The organism is Planococcus shenhongbingii, assembly GCF_030413635.1.
GTDB lineage: Bacteria > Bacillota > Bacilli > Bacillales_A > Planococcaceae > Planococcus > Planococcus shenhongbingii.
Genome location: NZ_CP129235.1, coordinates 3,957,965 through 3,979,504, shown reverse-complemented (window position 1 = coordinate 3,979,504; position 21,540 = coordinate 3,957,965). Strand labels below are relative to the sequence as shown.

Sequence of the window (21,540 nt, the reverse complement as noted above, 5' to 3'; positions counted from 1 at the left end):
ACATCTTACCCACAGTTTGTGGATAACTTATTTAGAGTAAAAATTATTAACAAGTGAAAACAAGTTAATGTTAACAAAAAAACTGAGACATTACAAGAAGTTCTTAAACTTATCCACATTTCCTTTTTTGTGCACAACAAAGCTATCCACAGGGGCTTTATATGTGAGGAAGTTGTAGATAAGGGGTGTGGATAAAAATTTTAGAAAAAAATTGGTGCACAATAATAATTCTGTTTTCCGGAACGATTGTGGATAACTTTGTTTGATGGAGGGAGAAGAGAAAAGGCTATTTTTGATGCTGTTTTGAAAGAGAGGGGGACTTTCTTTCTTGCTTAAACGGTATGTGCCGATCTGGTTGAAAATCGGCAAGGAAATGGTGGGATTTTTATCTGTATAGATGGAAACTGTTCTATAAGAGAAGCATTCGCCAGGAATTCTCTCTTCGGCAAGTTTGCGTCAGAACCGCAGAATCTTATGTTGTCTTTTTAATAAGACATTGACATTTGATGCATTGCGACTATATAATAGTCAAGACTGTCTTTGAGAAAAGAGTTAACTTTTATTCAGGAGGTGTCACCATGACATTACGCACATACCAACCAAATACACGTAAACACAGCAAAGTACACGGCTTCAGAGCACGTATGAGCACTAAAAACGGACGTAGAATAATTGCCGCACGCCGTCGTAAAGGAAGAAAAGTATTATCAGCTTAAGTCCACTGACCGCATCAGTGGTCTTTTTTTCTTTTCTGCTGAATTTCAGTGGAAATGAACCAAAATAAGCAGGTGAAAAAATGAATAAGCACCAACGAATTAAGAAAAACGTCGAATTTCAGCGGATCTTCAAAAAAGGGAAGTCCTTTGCGAATCGCCAGTTTATCGTTTATGTGATGAAAAGCGATCAGCCAGAGTTTAGGCTGGGGTTATCTGTCAGCAAAAAAGTAGGAAACGCAGTTACGCGAAACCGCATTAAGCGTTATATACGGCAATCATTCTTGGAATTAAAAGAAGATTTGCTGCCAAATGCGGATTACGTTATTATCGCCCGGCAACAGGCGGCCAAATTGGATTTTCATGAAAGCAAGAAAAGTTTGGAACATGTTTTAAAAATTGCGCGTGCTCTGCCTAAGAAGTAGAAAGAGATATCGTTTGAATGTTATTATAGAAGTAATTGAAAATAGTTTGGGGGAAGAAGGTTGAATAAGCGAATAGTTCTGCTTATTTCACTGGTAGCAGCAACCTTGCTGCTTGCCGGTTGTACTGAATTCGATCAGCCAATCAGTGGAAAAAGTGAAGGATTTTGGAACGAATTTATAGTCTGGCCATTGGTAGCAACAATCACGTATTTCAAAAACTTACTTGGAACATACGGATTAGGGATTATTGCCGTGACCATTATCATCCGATTAGCTTTGTTGCCATTAATGATTAAACAAACCCGCAGTTCTAAACGGATGCAGGAAGTCCAGCCGAAACTGAAAGAGCTGCAAGCAAAGTACAAGTCGAAAGACGCAGTAACCCAGCAGAAATATCAGCAGGAAATGATGGCTCTTTTCTCTGAAAATGGCGTTAATCCAATGGCTGGCTGTCTGCCGGTATTGATTCAAATGCCGGTATTGATCGGTTTTTATCATGCGATCAGCCGGATGAACAGCACACCGTCAATCGATTTAGGAAGCTTCTTGATTTTCCCTCTCGCTGAACCGAGCATTATCCTGGCTATTATTGCAGGGCTTATGCAATTCATCGTCTTACGGACTGGGCCAGCAATGGATAATCCGCAAATGAAAATCATGATGTACTTTATGCCGGTTATGATTATCGGCTTTGGTATTGTCTTACCGTCTGCATTAACGTTGTATTGGGTAGTCGGAAACATAATTTCTCTTATTCAGAACTTGGTTATTTACCGTCCATGGGAAAAGAAAGATGTAGCGTTAACGGCAACGCCAGCAGCTGCGTCGAAAAAAGAAGTGAAGCAACCTGTTAAAACGAAAGCAGGAGGGGCTAAAAAGTGAAACAGATTACGCAAACGGGTACAACTGTTGAAAACGCGATATCTGCAGCATTAGAAAAACTCCAAGTGACACGTGACGAAGTGACCATCCATGTGATTCAAAGTGAAAAAAAAGGATTTTTGGGCTTTGGCTCAAAACCGGCTGAAGTAGAAGTGACAGTGAATGAGCCAGAAGCTGCGCCGCTTGTAAAAGAGGAAGCAGTGGCGAAAACAGCTGTCATCGAACCGGAAGAGATTTTAGAGAAATTGGTGGAAGAAGCGCCCAGTGAGTCAAATGAACAGGCGATTCAAGAAACCAAAGACTATATTCAATCGATTGCAAAAGGCATGATGATTGAAGATTTGAAAATCACCCATCAACAGAACGGCAAACAAGTCAGTTTTTATTTAGAAAGCGAAAAAGTGGCCATGCTGATTGGGAAACGGGGGAATACCTTAAACTCTCTTCAGCAGCTCGCCCAATTAGTCGCCAATAAATATTCCAACCAATTCATGATGGTTGAACTGGACGCTGAAAATTATCGGGAACGCCGGCAGGAAACACTGGAACAATTAGCTGAACGCATGGCTGACAAAGCAATTCGTACAGGAGGGCGTGTTCAATTTGAACCGATGCCATCCTACGAACGAAAAGTGATTCATCAGGCCTTGTCCCGGCGGATGGATATCGATACGTACTCGGAAGGCAAAGATCCGAATCGCTATCTTGTAATTGAACCTCTAAGATAAAAGCAGTTTGATCAGTTATTGAATAAAATAAAGTGGACGGTTTGCTTCCAGGCAAGCCGTTTTTTTATGGCTTTTTAATGAAACTTTACGAAAAATCAAGCGCTCTGCCTTTCGGATTACATCCATTTATGCTAATGTAATATGTTAGAAAGTCGTGTGCTTTTACTGGTTGTCCACATGTGGACAACTTTTTTAAAGAGAAAATTTGATTTTTGGCTTAAAAGAGTCTGGGGATAAGTTTTCCGGCCAGATTTTTGTTTTTAACCATTCAAGCGTTTACGCTTTTTTATTAATTTAATCGGTTGTTTTAGGTTTTTTGAATTGTCCAGCTGCAACGGCCAGCTTCTCGGGACATAAGCCACTCCGGCTGTGCGGCAAAAAGCGCCGCTTCACCGGATCGTCTTATGCCTGTCGAAGCTGAGCGGCCGTTTACGCTTTTCTAACTGTCTAGCTGCAGCGCCTAGTCCCTCGGGGTCTTAAGTCAGTCCACCTGTACGGCAAAAACACGCCGTTTCGGTATACTGCCTTAAGCCTGTCGGGACTAAACAGGCGCTTCCGCTTTTCAGATTGTCTAGCTCCGGTGCCCAGCCCCTCGAGGTCGCTTCAGTCTGTCCAGCAATGGCAAAAAGCGCCATTACCGGCCAGACTTCCAGCGCTTGTCGGGGCTACATGGGCACCTACGCTTTTCTATATAAGGAGGAATATCATGGAATTCGATACAATTGCTGCGATTTCCACGCCAAGCGGTGAAGGCGCTATTGCCATTGTCCGTTTAAGCGGACCGGAAGCAATCGGGATTGCGGATAAGCTGTTCCGGGCACCGAGCGGAAAGAAATTAGCAACGCAGGCCACGCATACGATACATTATGGGCATCTGGCGGATCCGTGGACGGAGGAAGTAGTGGAAGAAGTCATGGTATCGTTCATGAAAGCTCCAAAAACGTTTACCCGCGAAGATGTTATTGAAATAAATTGCCACGGCGGCATTGTGTCAGTCAACCGTGTATTGGCATTGGTGCTTCGTGCAGGTGCGCGACTGGCGGAACCTGGTGAATTTACGAAACGGGCATTTTTAAACGGCCGCATCGATTTATCACAGGCAGAAGCAGTCATGGATTTAATCCGCGCTAAAACGGACCGGGCAATGGATGTGGCGCTCAACCAAATGGAAGGGCGCTTGTCGAAGCTGATCGGGACGCTGCGCCAGGCTTTGCTTGAATCCATTGCACAAATGGAAGTGAATATCGATTATCCGGAATATGACGACGTGGAAGAAATGACGCGTCCGATTATGCTCGAAAAAGCCCAATGGGTGCGATCGGAAATTGAAAAATTGCTGCAGACCTCTTCTCAAGGAAAAATTTTAAGAGAAGGGCTTTCCACCGTTATTGTCGGCAGGCCGAATGTTGGAAAATCGTCTCTTTTGAACAGCCTAGTGCAGGAAAACAAAGCAATCGTAACAGAAATAGCGGGGACAACCCGTGATATAATAGAGGAATACGTGAATGTCCGTGGAGTGCCGCTGCGTTTAGTGGACACAGCCGGAATCCGTGAAACGGAAGATATAGTGGAGCGAATCGGCGTTGAGCGGTCACGCAAAGTGCTGAAAGAAGCAGACTTGATCCTTTATGTATTGAATTATTCGGAAGCCTTAACTGCAGAAGATGAATTGTTGTTTGAAGCGGTGAAAGATATGGATTATATTGTAGTCATCAATAAAACCGATTTGCCGAAGAACATAGATCTGGATCAAGTACAGGAATTGGCGGGCGACAAAATGCTGGTGACGACTTCTTTAATTGAAGAAGAAGGGATCGACCAGCTGGAAGAAGCCATCGCTGAATTGTTTTTTGAAGGCCAGATTGAAGCAGGGGATATGACCTATGTTTCCAATGCGCGCCATATTGCCTTGCTGCATCAAGCGCATCAGACAATTTCAGATGCCATTGAAGCAGCGGATATGGATGTGCCGGTCGATATGATACAAATAGATGTTACCCGAACTTGGGAAATTCTTGGGGAAATCATTGGCGATACCGCTGACGATGGCCTATTGAACCAATTATTTTCTCAGTTCTGTCTAGGGAAATAAAACTCGAAGGGAATGAACGAACATGCCACAATATGAAGCAGGCACGTTCGATGTCATCGTAGTTGGAGCTGGACACGCCGGAGCAGAAGCTGCTCTTGCCTCAGCTCGCATGGGCGCTAAGACGCTTGTGTTGACGATGAATCTGGATATGATCGCGTTTATGCCATGCAACCCGTCAATCGGCGGACCAGCAAAAGGCATTGTTGTACGTGAAATTGATGCACTTGGCGGTGCCATGGGACGCGTTATCGATAAAACACACATTCAGATGAGAATGTTGAATACAGCTAAAGGGCCGGCTGTCCGCGCACTGCGCGCACAAGCCGACAAAGTGCTTTACCAGCAGGAAATGAAGCGCCTGATGGAAGAAGAGCAGAATTTAACGCTTCACCAGGGAATTGCAGAAAAATTAATTGTTGAAGACGGCAAAGTAACCGGATTAATCACTCAAGTAGGGGGCATTTACCGGGCAAAATCAGTAGTCATCACGACCGGCACTTTTCTGCGCGGTGAAATCATTATCGGAGACCTGCGCTATTCAAGCGGTCCAAACAACCAGCAGCCATCAATTAAACTGGCAGAAAACCTGGAAGAACTCGGCTTTGAAACAGTTCGTTTCAAAACTGGGACGCCGCCGCGCGTCAACAGCAATTCAATCGATTACAGTAAAACAGAAATCCAGCCGGGCGACGAAGAGCCGCGTGCCTTCAGCTACGAAACGACTGAGTTCATTACAGACCAACTGCCTTGCTGGCTGACTTATACGAATGAAAAAACACATCAAATTATTGATGAAAACCTTCATTTATCGCCAATGTATTCTGGGATGATCAAAGGGACAGGCCCAAGATATTGCCCATCGATCGAAGATAAAGTGGTGCGTTTCAACGACAAGCCGCGTCATCAGATTTTCCTGGAGCCAGAAGGCCGTAATACGCGTGAGGTTTACGTACAAGGGCTTTCAACCAGTTTGCCTGAACATGTCCAAAGAAAACTGCTGGAATCGATTCCGGGGCTTGAGAAAGCTGAGATGATGCGTTCTGGATATGCCATCGAGTATGATGCAATCGTTCCGACGCAATTATGGCCAACCTTGGAATCAAAACAAATTGAGAATTTATACACAGCAGGCCAGATCAACGGAACTTCAGGGTACGAGGAAGCGGCAGGACAAGGCTTGATGGCAGGCATTAACGCCGCTGCTAAAGTGCTTGGGAAAGAAGAAGTGATTTTGAGCCGTTCCGACGCTTATATCGGCGTTTTAATTGACGATTTGGTGACAAAAGGAACAAGCGAACCGTATCGTTTACTGACGTCTCGTGCGGAATACCGGTTATTGCTGCGCCACGACAATGCGGATATGCGATTAACGGAATTAGGCCATAAACTTGGCATGATTTCAGACGAACGTTATGCGAAATTCCAAGCGAAAAAAGAACGGATCGAAGAAGAAATCAAACGGTTGAGAGGCATTATGATTAAACCGAATGAAATGACGCAGCAATTGATCAGAGATGCAGGAGGCAGTGAATTGAAAGATGGCATTCGCGGAGCAGATTTACTTAAACGCCCGGAAATGTCATACGACATGATTGCTCAGCTGACAGCTTCTGAAATAGACCTGGAAGCTGAAGTGAAAGAACAAGTAGAAATTCATATCAAATATGAAGGCTATATCGAAAAATCACTTCAGCAAGTGGCCAAACTGAAAAAAATGGAAGACAAAAAAATACCTGAAAACATCGATTATCATTCAATTTCAGGTATAGCGACTGAAGCTCGGGGTAAATTGTCCGAAGTTCGTCCACTTTCCATTGCACAGGCTTCCCGAATTTCAGGGGTGAATCCTGCTGACATTTCGATTCTTTTGGTGTATATTGAACAAGGTAGAATCGCAAAAGTATCTGTTTAAACAAGAAAAGTGCAAACATCTGCTCAAGTAAGGAGCAGGACGATAAAGCTGGACAATAAAGCTGGACAAACAATAAATGGGCTGGCATAGACCAGCCCATTTTTACATAGTAGAACCGGACGGAATTTTAACACATAGAAGAGAACAAGAGGGGGAAGAAACAAGTGAACGAACAACAATTCAAAGATGCCCTCAGTGAAAAAGGAATCCAGCTGTCAGAACTTCAAATGGACCAATTTCAGATTTACTTTAAAGAGCTGGTCGAATGGAACGAAAAGATGAACTTAACAGCGATTACAGATCAGCCGTCTGTCTACCTGAAACACTTTTTTGATTCCATTACAGCGGCTTTTTACCTGGATTTCACGAAACCGTTAAAAGTCTGTGATGTGGGGGCCGGAGCCGGATTTCCTAGCATCCCATTGAAAATATGTTTTCCGCATATTGAAGTAACGATTGTGGATTCGTTAAATAAGCGCATCCAATTCCTTACACATTTAAGCGATAAGCTGAACTTATCAAACGTTCAATTTATTCACTCGCGGGCAGAAGATTTTGGCCAATCAAAGCATCGCGAAAGCTATGACTTGGTAACGGCAAGAGCAGTGGCAAGGCTTTCTGTATTGGCGGAATTATGTGTGCCTCTCGTTAAAAATGGCGGAATATTTGCAGCTATGAAAGCAGCATCAGCTCCCGATGAATTGAAAGATGCAGAAAAAGCTTTGCTGAAGCTGGGAGTGAAAGAAGAAAGCATTCATTCGTTTAAATTGCCAATTGAAGAAAGTGATCGGTACATTCAAGTGTTCCGGAAGTTTAAAGAGACTCCTAAAAAATACCCTCGTAAACCCGGTATCCCGAATAAATCTCCAATAACTTGAAATGTGGAAATATCAGTTAATGTTTCACGTGGAACACTGGTATAAAGAAAAAGGTTCAACGATTAGCGAATAGTAAACAGTGAGCTTTTAAAAGGTGGTGCTTGAGAATGAAGAGTCCTTTTTCCCGGTTCTTCGGAGGCGAAGACAAAGCAGATGAACCAGAACAACCAGTAGCGGCAACAAACAAGCTTTCAGAAGAAGTAGTTAAGTTGCCAATTGATAAAATAAGCGCAAATAAATTCCAGCCTCGTACGGTGTTCGATGAAGAGAAAATCGAAGAACTGGCCCGTACGATTCATATGCATGGAGTTATTCAACCGATTGTTGTAAGAACATCGGATGAAGAGGGCAATTACGAAATCATTGCAGGAGAACGGCGTTTCCGGGCAATGTCTTCTTTAGGATGGAAAGAAGTTCCGGCAATCGTCCGTCAGCTTAGCGATAAAGAAACCGCATCGATCGCATTGATTGAAAATCTCCAGCGCGAAGAACTGACTTCGATTGAAGAAGCGAATGCTTATCAAAATTTGCTTGAACTTCAAGGAATCACCCAGGAAGCACTTGCACAGCGGCTTGGAAAAGGGCAGTCTACTGTTGCCAATAAACTGAGGCTGTTGAAATTGCCGGAAGAATTTCAAACAGCTTTGTTGAACCGGATCATTACGGAACGACATGCTCGAACACTGCTTAAAGTAAAAGATGTTGAAATGCAAAAAAAGCTTTTTGATGAAACAGTAGAACAAGGCCTTAATGTAAAACAGCTGGAATTGAAAGTTGAAAAACTTTTGTCTGCTGAACCTAAAAAAGCAAAACCGAGAAGAAAAGCGGTAAGCCGGGATATTAGAATCGCGATGAATACGATTAAAGAATCCTTGAGTATGGTAACAAAAAGCGGAATTAATTTATCGACTGAGGAAGAAGAACACGATGAGTATTATCAAATTACCGTTAAAATACCAAAGAAAAAATCATAAAAAAGCTCTTTCCAATGATGGAAAGAGCTTTTTTAATAGGAATGTAATCATAAAATATCCATAGTTTTGTTACAATAAGGAAAGAAACCATTATTATTTTTGTTTTTATAATGGAATTAGTTATACTAGAGCAGTAAAATGAGAGAAGTATGAAAGAAAGTTGGTGCAAGTGTGGGTAGAATTATTGCGATCGCCAATCAAAAAGGCGGCGTAGGAAAAACAACGTCTTCAGTGAACTTGAGTGCCTGCCTTGCTTATTTAGGCCAAAAAGTTCTATTAATAGATATCGACCCTCAAGGAAATGCGACCAGTGGAGTTGGGGTCAACAAAGGCGAAGTCGACCAATGCATTTACGAAGTGTTGATCGATGACGTCGATATAAAAGATACCATTAAGGAAACAAAAGTAGAGAATCTGCATGTTGTGCCTGCCACCATCTCACTTGCAGGGGCAGAAATCGAACTTGTTTCGACTATTTCAAGAGAAGTGCGCTTAAAGCATGCGCTTCAAGAAGTAAAAGAAATGTACGATTACATTATTATTGATTGTCCTCCTTCGCTTGGTTTACTGACAATCAATTCATTGACGGCCTCAGATGCTATTATTATTCCAGTACAATGTGAATACTATGCGTTAGAAGGGCTGAGCCAGTTATTAAGCACGATTCGCCTTGTGCAAAAGCATTTAAACCACGACCTAATGATTGATGGAGTGTTGTTGACGATGCTTGATGCGCGGACGAATCTCGGCATACAAGTGATTGAAGAAGTGAAAAAGTATTTCCAAGATAAAGTTTATCGGACCATTATTCCACGGAATGTACGATTAAGCGAAGCACCGAGTCACGGGGAACCTATCATTATTTATGATCCGAAATCCCGAGGCGCAGAAGTGTATTTAGAATTGGCAAGGGAAGTGATTCGTAATGGCTAAAGGATTAGGAAAAGGAATTAATGCATTGTTCCCTGGCGAATCATTAAGCGAAACAGAAACAATCAACCAGATCAGCATCGGTGAAATTCGCACTAACCCTTATCAACCGCGAAAAGTATTTGACGAAATAGCTTTGCAGGAGTTGTCAGACTCCATTAAAGAACATGGCATCTTACAGCCGGTTGTCTTGCGAAAATCAGGAAAGTATTTTGAACTGGTAGTGGGAGAAAGACGTTTCCGTGCTGCGAAACTGGCGAAATTAAAAGAAGTGCCGGCAATTGTCAAAGAGCTGACTGATCAGCAAATGATGGAACTGGCTATTTTGGAGAACCTCCAGCGCGAAGATTTAACGCCTATTGAAGAAGCAGAAGCTTACCAGAAATTGATGGAAGCATTAAATTTAACGCAAGAGCAATTGGCGTTCCGATTGGGTAAGAGCCGGCCGCATATCGCTAACCACATCCGCTTACTGGCATTGCCTGAAAATGTGCGTCAAATGATTTCCGACAAACAGCTGACGATGGGGCATGGCCGTACATTGCTCGGACTACGGCAGAAAAAACTGATACCGGATATCGCAGAAAAAGTCGTGAAAGAGAATTTAAACGTCCGCCAACTGGAAAATTTAGTCCAGCGATTAAATGATGATGTTCCACGTGAAACAATTGAAAAGAAAAAAGATTTATTCATAGAAGAAAAGCAATCGGAACTGAGAGACCGTTTTGGAACAAATGTCCAAATCAAGAAAAGCAAAAACAAAGGGAAAATCGAAATTGAATTTTTCTCTGAAGAGGATTTGGAACGCATACTCGAACTTTTAAATTAATCCGTACCTATTCCCATAAGTCGGGGGAATAGGTTCTGTTTTGTAAAAGGAGAGCGGAAGGGGAAGTAGAAAGATGGTTCTCTTAGGAACGTTGATTAACGCTGTTTTGATTGTAGCAGGGACATTTATTGGTAGAGCGCTCCGAAACATTCCTGAAAAAATGAAAGAAACCGTAATGTATGCCATCGGACTTGCAGTAGTGGTTCTTGGACTGCAAATGGGCTTCGAAAGCCAAAATTTTGTCGTCGTCATTATCAGTTTGGTACTTGGTGCAGTTATTGGGGAATGGATGAATTTAGATGATAAGTTGAATAACTTCGGTCATTGGATGGAAGATATGCTGGGTGCGAAAAAAGAAAGCAAGGGCAGCCTTGCCCAAGGTTTTGTAACAGCAACGCTTATTTTTATTATGGGTGCCATGGGGATTATCGGGGCTTTGGAGAGTGGCTTGAGCAATGAGCACGGCGTATTGATTTCAAAAGGATTGATTGATGGTTTTACATCAATTATTTTGGCTTCAACATTAGGAATAGGCGTCATGCTTGCAGCGATTCCCGTGTTCGTTTATCAAGGATTAATCGCGTTGTTCGCGACTCAAATCAGTTTGATCATTCCTGATGCGGCTTTGGATATGTTCATTACGGAAATGACTGCAACAGGCGGCGTTATGATTGTCGCCATCGGTTTGAATATGATTGGCCTTACTAAAATAAGAGTAGCGAATTTATTGCCGGGAGTATTGGTCGTTGGATTAATTGTTACGGTAATCTATAAGATGAATTTAGGTTAACCGGAGGTAGGAAGGTGTTAAAGTGACTACAGATACAGTAGCAAATGCAGAACAAGCTGTGGAACAAGGGAAGAAGTTTCTCCTGGATCAAGAAATGTGGCTCAATATCGGTTTTGTCGGTTTAAAAGTGATGTTGATCATTGTAATGTCGGGAATTATTGTAAGGGTCGCAAAAATGTTGATTCGCAAAACATTTGCGGTACGCATAAAAGGTCCTTTGAAATACAACGAGCGGCGGCAACAGACGATGTCCAAATTGCTGGAGAACATTGTGTCGTATGCAGTCTATTTTATGGCGATTATCGCGGTATTGTCAGCCTTCACAATTGATATCACCGGGTTAATTGCTGGGGCCGGGGTTCTTGGCCTTGCCATCGGTTTCGGGGCTCAGAACTTGGTGCGTGATGTAATCACCGGATTCTTCATCATTTTTGAAGATCAGTTTTCAGTGGGAGATTACGTCCGGATTGGTCAAGCTGAAGGTACGGTTGAAGAAATTGGCTTGCGCACCACAAAAGTAAAGGGGTTTACAGGAGAATTATTTATTTTCCCGAACGGCAACGTGACGGATGTCGTCAATTTCTCTATCCATAACTCGATTGCAGTAGTGGATGTCAATATTTCTTATGAATCGGATATTGCACGAGTGGAAGGGCTAATCCAGGAGTTTCTAGTGGATCTTCCTGAAAAATACGAGCAGATTATAAAACCTCCTGAATTATTAGGGGTGCAAAACATCACCACAACAGAAATAATCATGCGAATTACAGCAGAAACCTTGCCGATGCAGCATTTTGCAGTTTCCCGCGGTATCCGCCGGGATTTGAAAGACTATTTGGACAAAAAAGGCGTGGAAATTCCTTACCCGCGGATGGTCATGGTGCAGCGGTCGCCTGAAGACTCCAATCCGTCGGTCATTGCTAAAAAGTAACGAAGGAGACAGGGCGATGGAAAAGAAAGAGTATGGACTGAATGATATCGTGGAAATGAAAAAAGGGCATCCTTGCGGAGCAAATGCCTGGAAAATTATCCGCATGGGTGCTGACATCCGAATCAAATGCGAAGGCTGCCAACACAGTGTCATGATTCCGCGCGTCGAATTCAATAAGAAAATTAAAAAAGTTTTAGTAAAAGCCGAAGAAGAATAATAGAAAATCTTATATGAGTATAAAGACAATACTTATATAACAATAGTAATGAATTTATATAAGTTTTGAAAAATGGACAGAACAGTATTTCGTTCCTATAATGGAATGGTTGCAAAAAAATAATTCGTGTTAGACAGAAGAAAGGTTGTGAATCCTTTGGCATTAACTGCAGGGATTGTAGGTTTACCAAACGTGGGGAAATCCACATTATTCAATGCTATTACTAAAGCGGGGGCCGAAGCAGCCAACTACCCGTTCTGTACAATAGATCCAAACGTCGGAATTGTTGAAGTGCCGGATGAGCGCTTAGACAAACTGACTGAGTTGGTGGTACCGAAGAAAACAATACCGACAGCTTTTGAATTTACAGATATCGCCGGCATCGTAAAAGGCGCAAGCAAAGGCGAAGGGCTTGGAAATAAATTCCTTTCTCATATCCGTGAAGTAGACGCTATCGTTCAAGTGGTGCGCTGTTTTGCTGATGAAAATGTCACACATGTATCCGGAAAAGTTGACCCGATTTCAGATATTGAAGTTATTAACTTGGAATTGATTCTTGCGGACATGGAAAGCATTGAAAAACGCATTGCCCGTGCTGCCAAATTGGTGAAGCAAAAAGACAAAGATGCGATTGCTGAAGAGCCGGTACTGATGAAACTTCGTGAGGCATTCGAAGCTGGGGACTTAGCTCGTTCCATCGACTTTACAGAAGACGAACTGCGCATCGCAAAAAACTTGAATTTATTAACGCTTAAGCCGATGCTATACGCAGCAAACGTAGCGGAAGATGAAATTACCGATGCGGACAACAATGAATATGTTCAACAAGTCCGTGACTACGCAGCTCAGCAAAATTCAGAAGTCATCGTCGTTTGTGCGAAGATTGAAGAAGAAATGGCTGAACTGGAAGACGAAGAAAAAGAAATGTTCCTTGAAGAGCTTGGCATCAAAGAATCCGGTTTGGATCAATTGATCAAAGCATCATATAATTTGCTTGGGCTGGCAACGTATTTCACTGCTGGTGTACAGGAAGTGCGCGCTTGGACATTCAAAAAAGGCATGAAAGCTCCTCAATGTGCCGGCGTTATCCACTCTGACTTTGAACGCGGATTTATCCGTGCCGAAACAGTAGCTTACGAGGACCTGGTAGAAACAGGTTCAATGGCGGCTGCAAAAGAAGCAGGGAAAGTTCGTCAAGAAGGCAAAGAATACGTCGTTAAAGACGGAGATGTAATGCTGTTTAGATTTAACGTCTAAAAGTGAAAACGGCCGTTCCCTTTCGATAGGCATAAGATAGACTGGCGAAGCGGCGCTTTTTGCCGCACAGCCAGGTTGGCTTATGGCCGGAGAATCTGGCCGTTGCAACTGGATAAGTCTAAAAGCGGAGGTGCCCGTTTAGCTCTGACAAGCGCTGGAGGACTTGAAGGTAATGGCGTTCTTGTCCGTTATCGGCAGCTCTTTTCATGCGTCGAAGCTAGCGAAGCGATACAGACGCAAGTCCGAAGCGTCTCGAGAGGCTGGGCGCCGGAGCTAGATAAGTCTAAAAGCGGAAACGGCCGTTCAGGTTCGACAGGCGTAAGACGGACCAGCGAAGCGGCGCTTTTTGCCGCACAGCCGGGCTGGCTTACGACCCGAGAACCTGGCCGTTGCAGCTGGATAAGTCTAAAAGCGAAACGGCCGTTCCCTTTCGACAGGCGTAAGCCGGTCTAGTGCTTATAAAATTCCATTTCCGGAAACGGCCAGTATGAAAAGTATTGACCCCATAGCCATTGGAATAAAAATAAAAAATGACCGGATGCTTAGCTGCATTCGGTTTTTGATATAGGAGGATTGAAATGTTGTTATTTGTATATGGAACGTTAAAGCGTGGCGGAAAATATCATGATTATTTAGGTGAAGCAGAGTTGGTCGCAGAGCATGCAGTTGCCAAAGGGGAACTATACGATACTGGGCTTGGCTATCCGGCAATGACTTTATCTGAACAAGGTGAAATTCACGGGGAAGTCTATTACATTCCCAAGGAACTATGGCCGGCAATCGACTATCTGGAAGATTATACAGGCGGTGCAGCTACGGATCTTTTCAACAAAGTGACGATTGAAGTCGAAACTGAAGGGAAAGTATTGCAGACCGCTGTCTATATCGCGGCATCTGAAAATTTGTTGAAGAGAAAATTGGAAACGGGCAACTGGGATGTGGCAGTAACCGTTTAAAAACCTTGATAAATGTCAAAAAAGCGCCGATCATTGATCGGCGCTTTTTATATTGGGATTTTGTTCATAAATATGGAGGCGAGGAAGTTCCGGGTCATCCAGCACCCAAGCGTCGCTGCGTTCTTTCAGCAGTTCCCGGTACATATAAAAATCACCAATGGCGCCGGCTGCGAGCATGGCGCCAAGAAGGACTAATACTTGGCTGTCTATCCAAAATCCAATGATGGTCGGGATGACAGCGGTTGTCCAGAAAGGCAGCAGCAGCGCTTTTTTCATGGCGTTAATGCGGATAGCCGTACTGGTCGTCGCATAAGCGATTCCCATTTTTAAATTAATACCATATTTCAATGAAGCAATTGTCACTTTGCCAAATAGCACAAAACCGATCAAGTGAAATAATTCGTGGAGCACAATCAGAGCCGTATAGCCGAAGATAAACAACAGAACGCCATTAAATGAAAAACGGAAAGAAAACGGTTCAGCAAACAGGTGGTAAGCGGCAGCAAAGAGAATCAGAAGCAGCACATTGATCCACAATGCCTTTGGTGCGATTTCTTCTAACTTCAATTCAATGGTATGAGTCGGTTCCATGCAATCACTTCCTTGTATTAGCTACATAAATTATAGCTGAACAGGGCATGAAATATAGGGTTGCTGTCCCTTGCCGTTTATGATACAATACATTGATGTGAGTAATATTTTGAATTGCTTGCTCCTTGCCCGCTGGAATCAGCAGGGCCCAAGTCCATAAGGAGGTGACAACACGATGAGAGAGTATGAATTAATGTACATTATTCAGCCTGCAATTGAAGAGGAAGCTAAAAAAGCTCTAGTCGAGCGTTTTAACGACATCCTTACTTCTAACGGTGCTGAAATCATCGAGTCGAAAGAGTGGGGTAAACGTCGTTTAGCTTATGAAATCAACGATTTACGTGAAGGTTTCTACCAAATCGTAAAAGTAAACGCTGGTTCTGAAGCTATCAACGAATACACACGTCTTGCGAACATTAACGAAGACATTATTCGTCATATCGCTGTACGCAAAGACGCGTAAGCAGCATATGCATCTGTAAAATACTATTGACTAAAGGAGGTTGAATTCTGATGATTAACCGAGTTGTTTTAGTCGGAAGACTGACAAAAGATCCGGATCTTCGCTATACCCCAAGCGGTGCGGCAGTTGCCCGTTTTACACTGGCTGTAAACCGGACATTCTCCAATGCGCAAGGTGAGAAAGAAACGGATTTTATCAATTGTACTGTTTGGCGCAAACAAGCTGAAAACACAGCGAACTTCTTGAAAAAAGGAAGCCTGGCTGGCGTTGAAGGCCGCATTCAAACTGGAAGCTACGAAGGGCAGGATGGAAAACGCGTCTATACGACTGAAGTTGTGGCTGACAGCGTCCAATTTCTTGAGCCGAAAAACTCTGGAGCTAATGCTAATGCAGACCGTTCACAAGGCCAACAGCCATCCTATCAGCAGAACCAATCGCCGAGCCCAAGTCAGCAAAATTATACACGTGTAGACCAGGATCCATTCTCAAGCGGCAGCGGCCCGATCGAAGTATCGGATGACGATTTGCCGTTCTAAGACGGACCAGACTCGCGAAGAACGAAAAAATCCAATTAAAAAGGAGGTAATTCGATATGGCACCACGTCGCGGAGGAAAGAAACGTAAAAAGGTTTGTTATTTTACGTCAAACAACATCACGCACATCGACTATAAAGATACTGACCTATTGAAGAAATTTATTTCTGAAAGAGGAAAAATCTTGCCACGTCGTGTTACAGGCACTAGCGCTAAATGGCAACGCAAGTTGACAATCGCTGTCAAACGCTCTCGTATCATGGCACTTCTACCGTTTGTTGCGGAAGAAAGATAAGTAAGAAAAGCGGAAGCGCCCGTGTAGATTCGACGGGCTTAAGACGAACCGGCGAAGTGGCGCTCTTTGCCACACAGCCGGGTTGGCTTATGACCCGAGAATCTGGGCGCTGGAGTCTGGACACAGACATACTTCTTTCAAGCTGAAAGACTATATTTTCTTATATTATGAAAAGAGGCCGGGAAACCGGTCTCTTTTTTGTTGCCATAAATTCGACAAGCAGATTCTTCCGGGTATTCCCTTTTTTTGTTCAGCGACCTTAATCATGTTACAATTACAAGGATGAAATCAACCCGAAAGAAGGGGAAAAACAACAGAATGCCAAATCAACAAACAAAACAAATTACTCATGGGGCCATGATGGCGGCTGTCTTTACGGTACTGCTCGCCCTCTCTGTTTATGTGCCTCTTTTAAATGTTGTAACGACATTATTTTTAGCTTTGCCCATTGCCTGGTACAGTGCTAAATACCACTGGAAGGCTTCGGCGCTTTTTGCAGCGGTGTGCCTGACCTTATCAGTGCTGGTAGGCGGGCTGCTCGCTTTGCCGCTGGCGCTGATCCATATTCCGCTTGGCCTGATGATCGGTTTGTCGATCTATAACCAGAAAACTAAGCTATTCATGTTCATGGGTTCAGGCATTGTCTTGCTGCTGTCGGTGATGCTGCAGTACCTGGCATCCATTTGGCTGTTGGGCATCAATGTCATCGAAGAGATGATGACCGCAATGGAAGCTTCATATAAACAAACCGGCACTTTGCTGGAAAGTATTGGCGCTTCCACTGATGAATACAATGAAATGGTCAATCAATTAATGACGACATTTGAAACATTGCTGCCGGCTTTACTGGTGCTGTCGGTTTTCATAATAGTGTGGCTGTTGCTGCTGCTGTTATTGCCGATTTTAAAGCGCCTGGGCATTGAAGTTCCAAAATTTCCGCCTTTTCGGGATATGAAATTGCCGAAAAGTGTATTATGGTACTATTTAATCGTTATACTCGTTTCGCTGCTGTCTGATTTGCAGCTTGGTACAATGGCTTACATGATTTTCATCAATGCATCCGTCGTGCTTCAATTCCTGCTTTTCTTGCAAGGTGTTTCTTTTTATCATTTTTACATCAAGCAAGAAGGCTGGCCGACATGGGTGACCGTCATTGTTACCGTACTGGCGTTGCCCTTGCAGTCATTCACGAGCATTGTCGGAATTATCGACCTCGGCTTTGATATCCGGGGATGGGTTAAACGGGCACATGATTTTAAAGGAAAATGAGGAGCTGAAAAGAAATGTCGGCTTTTTTTAGAAAAAGGAAACTTCGAATTCCCCTTCTGGTGCTGCTGTTTTTAGGACTGGCAGCGGCAATTTTGGTCTCGTTGAGGTCAGAGTGGGCAGGCGGGATATTCATCATCCTTTTCGGGGCGGTTTTCATCTATGCCTGGATTACTGAAAAGCGGGTGTACGAAGCAACCGAAAAGCATATAGAAACACTTTCCTACCGCATGAAAAAAGTCGGAGAAGAAGCGCTGCTGGAAATGCCTATTGGTATTTTGCTGGTCAATGAAAACTTCGATATTGAATGGGCGAACCCTTACATGACATCAACACTTGAGTATGACACGTTAATCGGGGAGTCTCTTTACAGCTTATCGGATGAATTTCATACACTGGTGAAATCGGAAGAAGTACGGGATATGACCATCACGCTTGGCGAACGCAAATACCGCGCTTATTATAAAGCGGATGACCGTTTGTTTTATTTATTCGATATTACTGAGCAAGTTGAAATTGAAACGCTTTATTATGCGGATCGAACGGTTATCGGCATTTTGTTTATCGATAATTACGATGAATTGTCGCAAGGCATGGATGACCAGACGCGAAGCAATTTGAACAGCCTGGTGACTTCATTGATCAATGAATGGGGTTCACATTACGGGATTTTCGTCAAACGGATTTCATCTGACCGCTTCATGGCGGTTTTCAATGAATCGATTTTAAAAGAGCTGGAACTGTCGAAATTCGCTATTCTGGATGATATCCGGGAAGTGACTTCGAAAGACAATTTAGCTTTAACTTTAAGCATTGGGGTCGGCGCTGGTTCAGCGTCGCTTGTCGAGCTTGGCAGCATGGCCCAGTCGGGACTTGATCTGGTACTCGGGCGCGGCGGAGACCAGGTGGCGATCAAGCATCCAAGCGGCAAAGTGAAATTCTACGGCGGCAAAACGAACCCGGTCGAAAAACGGACACGGGTGCGGGCGCGGGTTATCTCGCATGCATTGCGCGATTTGATCCAGGAAAGCGACCATGTCTTCGTTATGGGCCATAAATTGCCGGACATGGATGCCATCGGGGCAGCGGTCGGCGTTTCCAAAATGGCAGCGATGAATAAAGTCAAAAGCAGCATCGTGCTCGATTTTAATGCATACGACCGCTCGGTCATGCGGTTGATGGAAGAGATCCGCCAAGACGATGAACTGTTTGACCGGTTTATCACACCAGAAGAAGCACTGTCGATGATGACGGATAATTCCCTGCTGGTTGTAGTGGATACCCATAAGCCTTCCATGGTCATTGATGAGCGGGTGCTCCAGCGCATGGAACGCGTTGTATTGATCGACCATCACCGCAGAGGCGAGGAATTCATCACCAATACGATGCTTGTCTATATGGAGCCTTATGCATCCTCGACAGCGGAGCTTGTAACGGAATTGATAGAATATCAGCCGAAACATGAAAAACTGTCGATGCTGGAAGCGACCGCCATGCTTGCTGGAATTATCGTCGATACCAAAAGCTTCACACTGCGCACTGGTGCCAGAACATTTGAAGCCGCTTCTTATCTGCGCTCAAACGGAGCGGACACTGTGCTGGTCCAGCGTTTGCTGAAAGAAGATCTCGAGACATACTTAGAGCGGGCAAAAATCGTCCAGACTGTCGAATTCGTGGCAGACGGAATAGCGATTGCAAAAGGCGAGCCAGGACAGATTTACAGCCCGGTATTGATAGCCCAGACTGCTGATATTCTGTTAACAATGAAAGACGTCAATGCGTCGTTCGTGGTTGCAGAGCGTTCAGAAGGCGGCATTGGCATTTCGGCCCGTTCGCTCGGCGAAGTAAATGTGCAAATCGTCATGGAAAATCTTGGAGGCGGCGGCCACTTAACAAATGCTGCAACCCAGATGCCCGGCACAACAATTGAAGAAGCGATTGAACAACTAAAAGAAGCGATAACGGAACAGTATGAGGGAGGAAAAATAGAATGAAAGTAATATTCTTAAAAGACGTAAAAGGAAAAGGCAAAAAAGGCGAAGTGAAGAACGTGGCGGATGGCTACGCGCATAACTTTTTGCTGAAAAATAACTTGGCGAAAGAAGCGGATCAAGCGGCTATCAGCCAGCTGGCCGGCCAAAAGAAAAAAGAGGAAAAAGAAGCGGCTCAAGAGCTTGAAGATGCGAAAAAGTTGAAAGAAAAACTTGAAGGCCTGACAATTGAATTGAAAGCGAAGTCTGGTGAAGCCGGCCGTTTATTCGGCTCTATTACAACCAAACAAGTAGCAACAGCACTTGAAAAAGCACATGGCATCAAGCTGGATAAACGCAAAATGGAATTGGATGATGCTATCCGCACTCTTGGCTACACAAACATTCCGGTTAAATTGCACCAGGATGTAACAGCTACGCTTAAAGTCCATGTAACAGAAGAAGCGTAAGCCTATGAACCAAATGAACGAAACCATAGATCGTGTCCCTCCGCATAACCATGAAGCCGAGCAGTCGGTAATTGGGGCCATCTTTTTAGAACCGCAATCGCTGATTTCCGTGGCGGAAATTGTCATGCCGGAAGATTTTTACCGCATCGCCCATCAAAAAATCTTCCAGACCATGGTAACTTTATCGGATCATGGCAAAGCGATTGATGTTGTTACCGTAACAGAAGAACTCTCTGCCAAAAAAGAATTGGAAGACGTCGGCGGTTTATCGTATTTGACGGAAATTGCCAATGCGGTTCCGACTGCTGCCAACGTGGCGCATTATGCCCATATTGTTGAGGAAAAAGCGCTTCTGCGGCGGCTCATCCGTGTAGCGACTTCCATTGTGGAAGACGGATTTACACGCGAAGATGAAGTGGAAGCATTGCTTGCCGAAGCAGAAAAGAAAATGATGGAAGTGTCGAGCAGAAAAAATGCCGGCGACTTTATTCATATCAAAGATGTCTTAGTCAAAACTTATGACAATATCGAATTGCTGCATACCCGCAAAGGAGACGTTACAGGCATTCCTACGGGCTTCCGCGACTTGGATAAGATTACAGCAGGGTTCCAGCGAAACGACCTGATTATTGTGGCTGCGCGGCCTTCTGTCGGTAAGACGGCTTTTGCATTGAACGTTGCTCAGAATGTCGCAACGAAAACCGAAGAGAACGTCGCGATCTTCAGTCTGGAAATGGGCGCTGAACAGCTGGTCATGCGTATGCTTTGTGCAGAAGGAAATATCGATGCGCAGATCATGCGGACCGGAGCGCTCCAGAACGAAGATTGGCGTAAATTGACAATGGCGATGGGAAGCCTGTCAAACGCAGGGATTTTCATCGACGATACGCCTGGCATCCGGGTCAATGATATCCGGGCGAAATGCCGGCGCCTCAAGCAGGAATATGGCCTTGGCATGATCATGATTGATTATCTGCAGCTAATACAAGGGCCGGGACGTTCCGGCGAGAACCGCCAGCAGGAAGTATCGGATATTTCCCGTTCCTTGAAAGGGCTGGCGCGTGAACTTGAAGTACCGGTCATTGCGTTGTCTCAGCTGTCCCGTGGAGTGGAACAGCGCCAGGACAAGCGGCCAATGATGTCGGATTTACGGGAATCAGGAAGTATTGAGCAAGATGCCGATATCGTTTCCTTCTTATACCGGGAAGATTATTACGACAAAGAAACCGAAGATCAGAACATGATCGAGATCATTATCGCCAAGCAGCGGAACGGCCCAACCGGCACCGTTAAACTGGCGTTTGTGAAAGAATACAATAAATTCGTCACCATTGACTGGAGCCAGCATGAATCTGGCGGAGATTTCTAAAACACGAACGTTGAATGCATATATGCATTCTTACGTTCGTGTTTTTTCGTGTTTTATATTGACGAAAG

Annotated in this window: 24 protein-coding genes; 23 read left to right on the top strand and 1 reads right to left on the bottom strand. The window is 44.1% G+C overall.

Annotation, left to right across the window (positions count from 1 at the left end; all coding sequences use genetic code 11):
- The first annotated feature begins 578 nt into the window (after positions 1-578).
- The 16 genes from rpmH to QWY16_RS19250 all read left to right on the top strand — a co-directional run bounded on the left by rpmH (position 579) and on the right by QWY16_RS19250 (position 14,514).
- Positions 579-716, top strand: a complete 138-nt coding sequence (rpmH, locus tag QWY16_RS19325; RefSeq protein WP_038705267.1) for a 50S ribosomal protein L34 — start codon at positions 579-581, stop codon at positions 714-716.
- Between the two features lie 80 nt (positions 717-796).
- Complete coding sequence (gene rnpA, locus QWY16_RS19320; protein WP_300990859.1) at positions 797-1,138, top strand: ribonuclease P protein component; 342 nt, start codon at positions 797-799, stop codon at positions 1,136-1,138.
- Positions 1,139-1,198: 60 nt separating this feature from the next.
- On the top strand, positions 1,199-2,020 hold the full coding sequence (gene yidC / locus QWY16_RS19315) for a membrane protein insertase YidC (RefSeq protein ID WP_300990858.1): 822 nt from the start codon (positions 1,199-1,201) through the stop codon (positions 2,018-2,020).
- Complete coding sequence (gene jag / locus QWY16_RS19310; protein WP_300990857.1) at positions 2,017-2,748, top strand: RNA-binding cell elongation regulator Jag/EloR; 732 nt, start codon at positions 2,017-2,019, stop codon at positions 2,746-2,748. Before yidC ends, jag begins: the two co-directional genes overlap by 4 nt.
- A 706-nt stretch (positions 2,749-3,454) precedes the next feature.
- Positions 3,455-4,840, top strand: coding sequence for a tRNA uridine-5-carboxymethylaminomethyl(34) synthesis GTPase MnmE (gene mnmE, locus QWY16_RS19305; RefSeq protein WP_300990856.1), 1,386 nt, complete (start codon positions 3,455-3,457; stop codon positions 4,838-4,840).
- Between the two features lie 22 nt (positions 4,841-4,862).
- Complete coding sequence (mnmG, locus tag QWY16_RS19300) at positions 4,863-6,752, top strand: tRNA uridine-5-carboxymethylaminomethyl(34) synthesis enzyme MnmG (protein ID WP_300990855.1); 1,890 nt, start codon at positions 4,863-4,865, stop codon at positions 6,750-6,752.
- Between the two features lie 164 nt (positions 6,753-6,916).
- A complete protein-coding gene (rsmG, locus tag QWY16_RS19295) occupies positions 6,917-7,630 on the top strand; it encodes a 16S rRNA (guanine(527)-N(7))-methyltransferase RsmG (protein ID WP_300990854.1) in 714 nt (237 codons plus the stop codon).
- A 107-nt stretch (positions 7,631-7,737) separates the two neighbouring features.
- Positions 7,738-8,604, top strand: coding sequence for a nucleoid occlusion protein (gene noc / locus QWY16_RS19290; protein WP_300990853.1), 867 nt, complete (start codon positions 7,738-7,740; stop codon positions 8,602-8,604).
- 171 nt (positions 8,605-8,775) lie between these two features.
- Positions 8,776-9,537 (top strand): ParA family protein, encoded by a 762-nt coding sequence (locus QWY16_RS19285; RefSeq protein ID WP_300990852.1) that lies wholly within the window; start codon positions 8,776-8,778, stop codon positions 9,535-9,537.
- Positions 9,530-10,363 carry a ParB/RepB/Spo0J family partition protein gene (locus QWY16_RS19280; RefSeq protein ID WP_300990851.1) on the top strand — a complete coding sequence of 278 codons (834 nt, stop codon included), beginning with the start codon at positions 9,530-9,532 and terminating at the stop codon, positions 10,361-10,363. The genes QWY16_RS19285 and QWY16_RS19280 overlap by 8 nt, the downstream gene beginning before the upstream one ends.
- Before the next feature lie 73 nt (positions 10,364-10,436).
- Positions 10,437-11,153, top strand: coding sequence for a DUF554 domain-containing protein (locus tag QWY16_RS19275; protein WP_300990850.1), 717 nt, complete (start codon positions 10,437-10,439; stop codon positions 11,151-11,153).
- Between the two features lie 94 nt (positions 11,154-11,247).
- Entirely contained in the window at positions 11,248-12,084 is an 837-nt protein-coding gene (locus QWY16_RS19270) for a mechanosensitive ion channel family protein (RefSeq protein WP_300993544.1), read from the top strand.
- A gap of 16 nt (positions 12,085-12,100) precedes the next feature.
- Positions 12,101-12,301, top strand: coding sequence for a DUF951 domain-containing protein (locus tag QWY16_RS19265; protein WP_300990849.1), 201 nt, complete (start codon positions 12,101-12,103; stop codon positions 12,299-12,301).
- A 156-nt stretch (positions 12,302-12,457) separates the two neighbouring features.
- Positions 12,458-13,558 carry a redox-regulated ATPase YchF gene (ychF, locus tag QWY16_RS19260; RefSeq protein WP_300993542.1) on the top strand — a complete coding sequence of 367 codons (1,101 nt, stop codon included), beginning with the start codon at positions 12,458-12,460 and terminating at the stop codon, positions 13,556-13,558.
- 102 nt (positions 13,559-13,660) lie between these two features.
- A complete protein-coding gene (locus QWY16_RS19255) occupies positions 13,661-14,011 on the top strand; it encodes a hypothetical protein (protein WP_300990848.1) in 351 nt (116 codons plus the stop codon).
- 125 nt (positions 14,012-14,136) lie between these two features.
- Positions 14,137-14,514 carry a gamma-glutamylcyclotransferase family protein gene (locus QWY16_RS19250; RefSeq protein ID WP_300990847.1) on the top strand — a complete coding sequence of 126 codons (378 nt, stop codon included), beginning with the start codon at positions 14,137-14,139 and terminating at the stop codon, positions 14,512-14,514.
- A gap of 30 nt (positions 14,515-14,544) precedes the next feature.
- Here QWY16_RS19250 and QWY16_RS19245 read toward each other — a convergent pair whose 3' ends face one another.
- On the bottom strand, positions 14,545-15,105 hold the full coding sequence (locus QWY16_RS19245; RefSeq protein ID WP_300990846.1) for a DUF3267 domain-containing protein: 561 nt from the start codon (positions 15,103-15,105) through the stop codon (positions 14,545-14,547).
- Positions 15,106-15,280: 175 nt separating this feature from the next.
- Here QWY16_RS19245 and rpsF point away from each other — a divergent pair, with 175 nt between their 5' ends.
- The 7 genes from rpsF (at position 15,281) to dnaB (ending at position 21,472) form a co-directional block, all read left to right on the top strand.
- Positions 15,281-15,568 carry a 30S ribosomal protein S6 gene (gene rpsF / locus QWY16_RS19240; RefSeq protein WP_106533339.1) on the top strand — a complete coding sequence of 96 codons (288 nt, stop codon included), beginning with the start codon at positions 15,281-15,283 and terminating at the stop codon, positions 15,566-15,568.
- A 50-nt stretch (positions 15,569-15,618) separates the two neighbouring features.
- Positions 15,619-16,104 carry a single-stranded DNA-binding protein gene (gene ssb, locus QWY16_RS19235; RefSeq protein WP_300990845.1) on the top strand — a complete coding sequence of 162 codons (486 nt, stop codon included), beginning with the start codon at positions 15,619-15,621 and terminating at the stop codon, positions 16,102-16,104.
- Positions 16,105-16,160: 56 nt separating this feature from the next.
- A complete protein-coding gene (rpsR, locus tag QWY16_RS19230) occupies positions 16,161-16,397 on the top strand; it encodes a 30S ribosomal protein S18 (RefSeq protein WP_300990844.1) in 237 nt (78 codons plus the stop codon).
- Between the two features lie 318 nt (positions 16,398-16,715).
- The gene (locus QWY16_RS19225; protein ID WP_300990843.1) at positions 16,716-17,666 is read left to right on the top strand and encodes a YybS family protein; all 951 of its coding nucleotides are present in this window, start codon (positions 16,716-16,718) and stop codon (positions 17,664-17,666) included.
- Positions 17,667-17,680: 14 nt separating this feature from the next.
- Positions 17,681-19,657 (top strand): DHH family phosphoesterase, encoded by a 1,977-nt coding sequence (locus QWY16_RS19220; RefSeq protein ID WP_300990842.1) that lies wholly within the window; start codon positions 17,681-17,683, stop codon positions 19,655-19,657.
- A complete protein-coding gene (gene rplI, locus QWY16_RS19215) occupies positions 19,654-20,103 on the top strand; it encodes a 50S ribosomal protein L9 (protein WP_300990841.1) in 450 nt (149 codons plus the stop codon). The genes QWY16_RS19220 and rplI overlap by 4 nt, the downstream gene beginning before the upstream one ends.
- 13 nt (positions 20,104-20,116) lie before the next feature.
- Entirely contained in the window at positions 20,117-21,472 is a 1,356-nt protein-coding gene (gene dnaB, locus QWY16_RS19210) for a replicative DNA helicase (protein WP_300993540.1), read from the top strand.
- Positions 21,473-21,540 lie beyond the last annotated feature (68 nt).

Coding starts and splice junctions, on each gene's coding strand:
- rnpA (WP_300990859.1), top strand. CDS start 797: ATGAATAAGCACCAACGAATTAAGAAAAACGTCGAATTTCAGCGGATC.
- QWY16_RS19225 (WP_300990843.1), top strand. CDS start 16,716: ATGCCAAATCAACAAACAAAACAAATTACTCATGGGGCCATGATGGCG.
- ssb (WP_300990845.1), top strand. CDS start 15,619: ATGATTAACCGAGTTGTTTTAGTCGGAAGACTGACAAAAGATCCGGAT.
- QWY16_RS19220 (WP_300990842.1), top strand. CDS start 17,681: ATGTCGGCTTTTTTTAGAAAAAGGAAACTTCGAATTCCCCTTCTGGTG.
- QWY16_RS19250 (WP_300990847.1), top strand. CDS start 14,137: ATGTTGTTATTTGTATATGGAACGTTAAAGCGTGGCGGAAAATATCAT.
- QWY16_RS19280 (WP_300990851.1), top strand. CDS start 9,530: ATGGCTAAAGGATTAGGAAAAGGAATTAATGCATTGTTCCCTGGCGAA.
- noc (WP_300990853.1), top strand. CDS start 7,738: ATGAAGAGTCCTTTTTCCCGGTTCTTCGGAGGCGAAGACAAAGCAGAT.
- mnmG (WP_300990855.1), top strand. CDS start 4,863: ATGCCACAATATGAAGCAGGCACGTTCGATGTCATCGTAGTTGGAGCT.
- rplI (WP_300990841.1), top strand. CDS start 19,654: ATGAAAGTAATATTCTTAAAAGACGTAAAAGGAAAAGGCAAAAAAGGC.
- QWY16_RS19245 (WP_300990846.1), bottom strand. CDS start 15,105: ATGGAACCGACTCATACCATTGAATTGAAGTTAGAAGAAATCGCACCA.
- rpsR (WP_300990844.1), top strand. CDS start 16,161: ATGGCACCACGTCGCGGAGGAAAGAAACGTAAAAAGGTTTGTTATTTT.
- QWY16_RS19270 (WP_300993544.1), top strand. CDS start 11,248: ATGTGGCTCAATATCGGTTTTGTCGGTTTAAAAGTGATGTTGATCATT.
- QWY16_RS19275 (WP_300990850.1), top strand. CDS start 10,437: ATGGTTCTCTTAGGAACGTTGATTAACGCTGTTTTGATTGTAGCAGGG.
- dnaB (WP_300993540.1), top strand. CDS start 20,117: ATGAACGAAACCATAGATCGTGTCCCTCCGCATAACCATGAAGCCGAG.
- rpmH (WP_038705267.1), top strand. CDS start 579: ATGACATTACGCACATACCAACCAAATACACGTAAACACAGCAAAGTA.
- rpsF (WP_106533339.1), top strand. CDS start 15,281: ATGAGAGAGTATGAATTAATGTACATTATTCAGCCTGCAATTGAAGAG.
- QWY16_RS19265 (WP_300990849.1), top strand. CDS start 12,101: ATGGAAAAGAAAGAGTATGGACTGAATGATATCGTGGAAATGAAAAAA.
- mnmE (WP_300990856.1), top strand. CDS start 3,455: ATGGAATTCGATACAATTGCTGCGATTTCCACGCCAAGCGGTGAAGGC.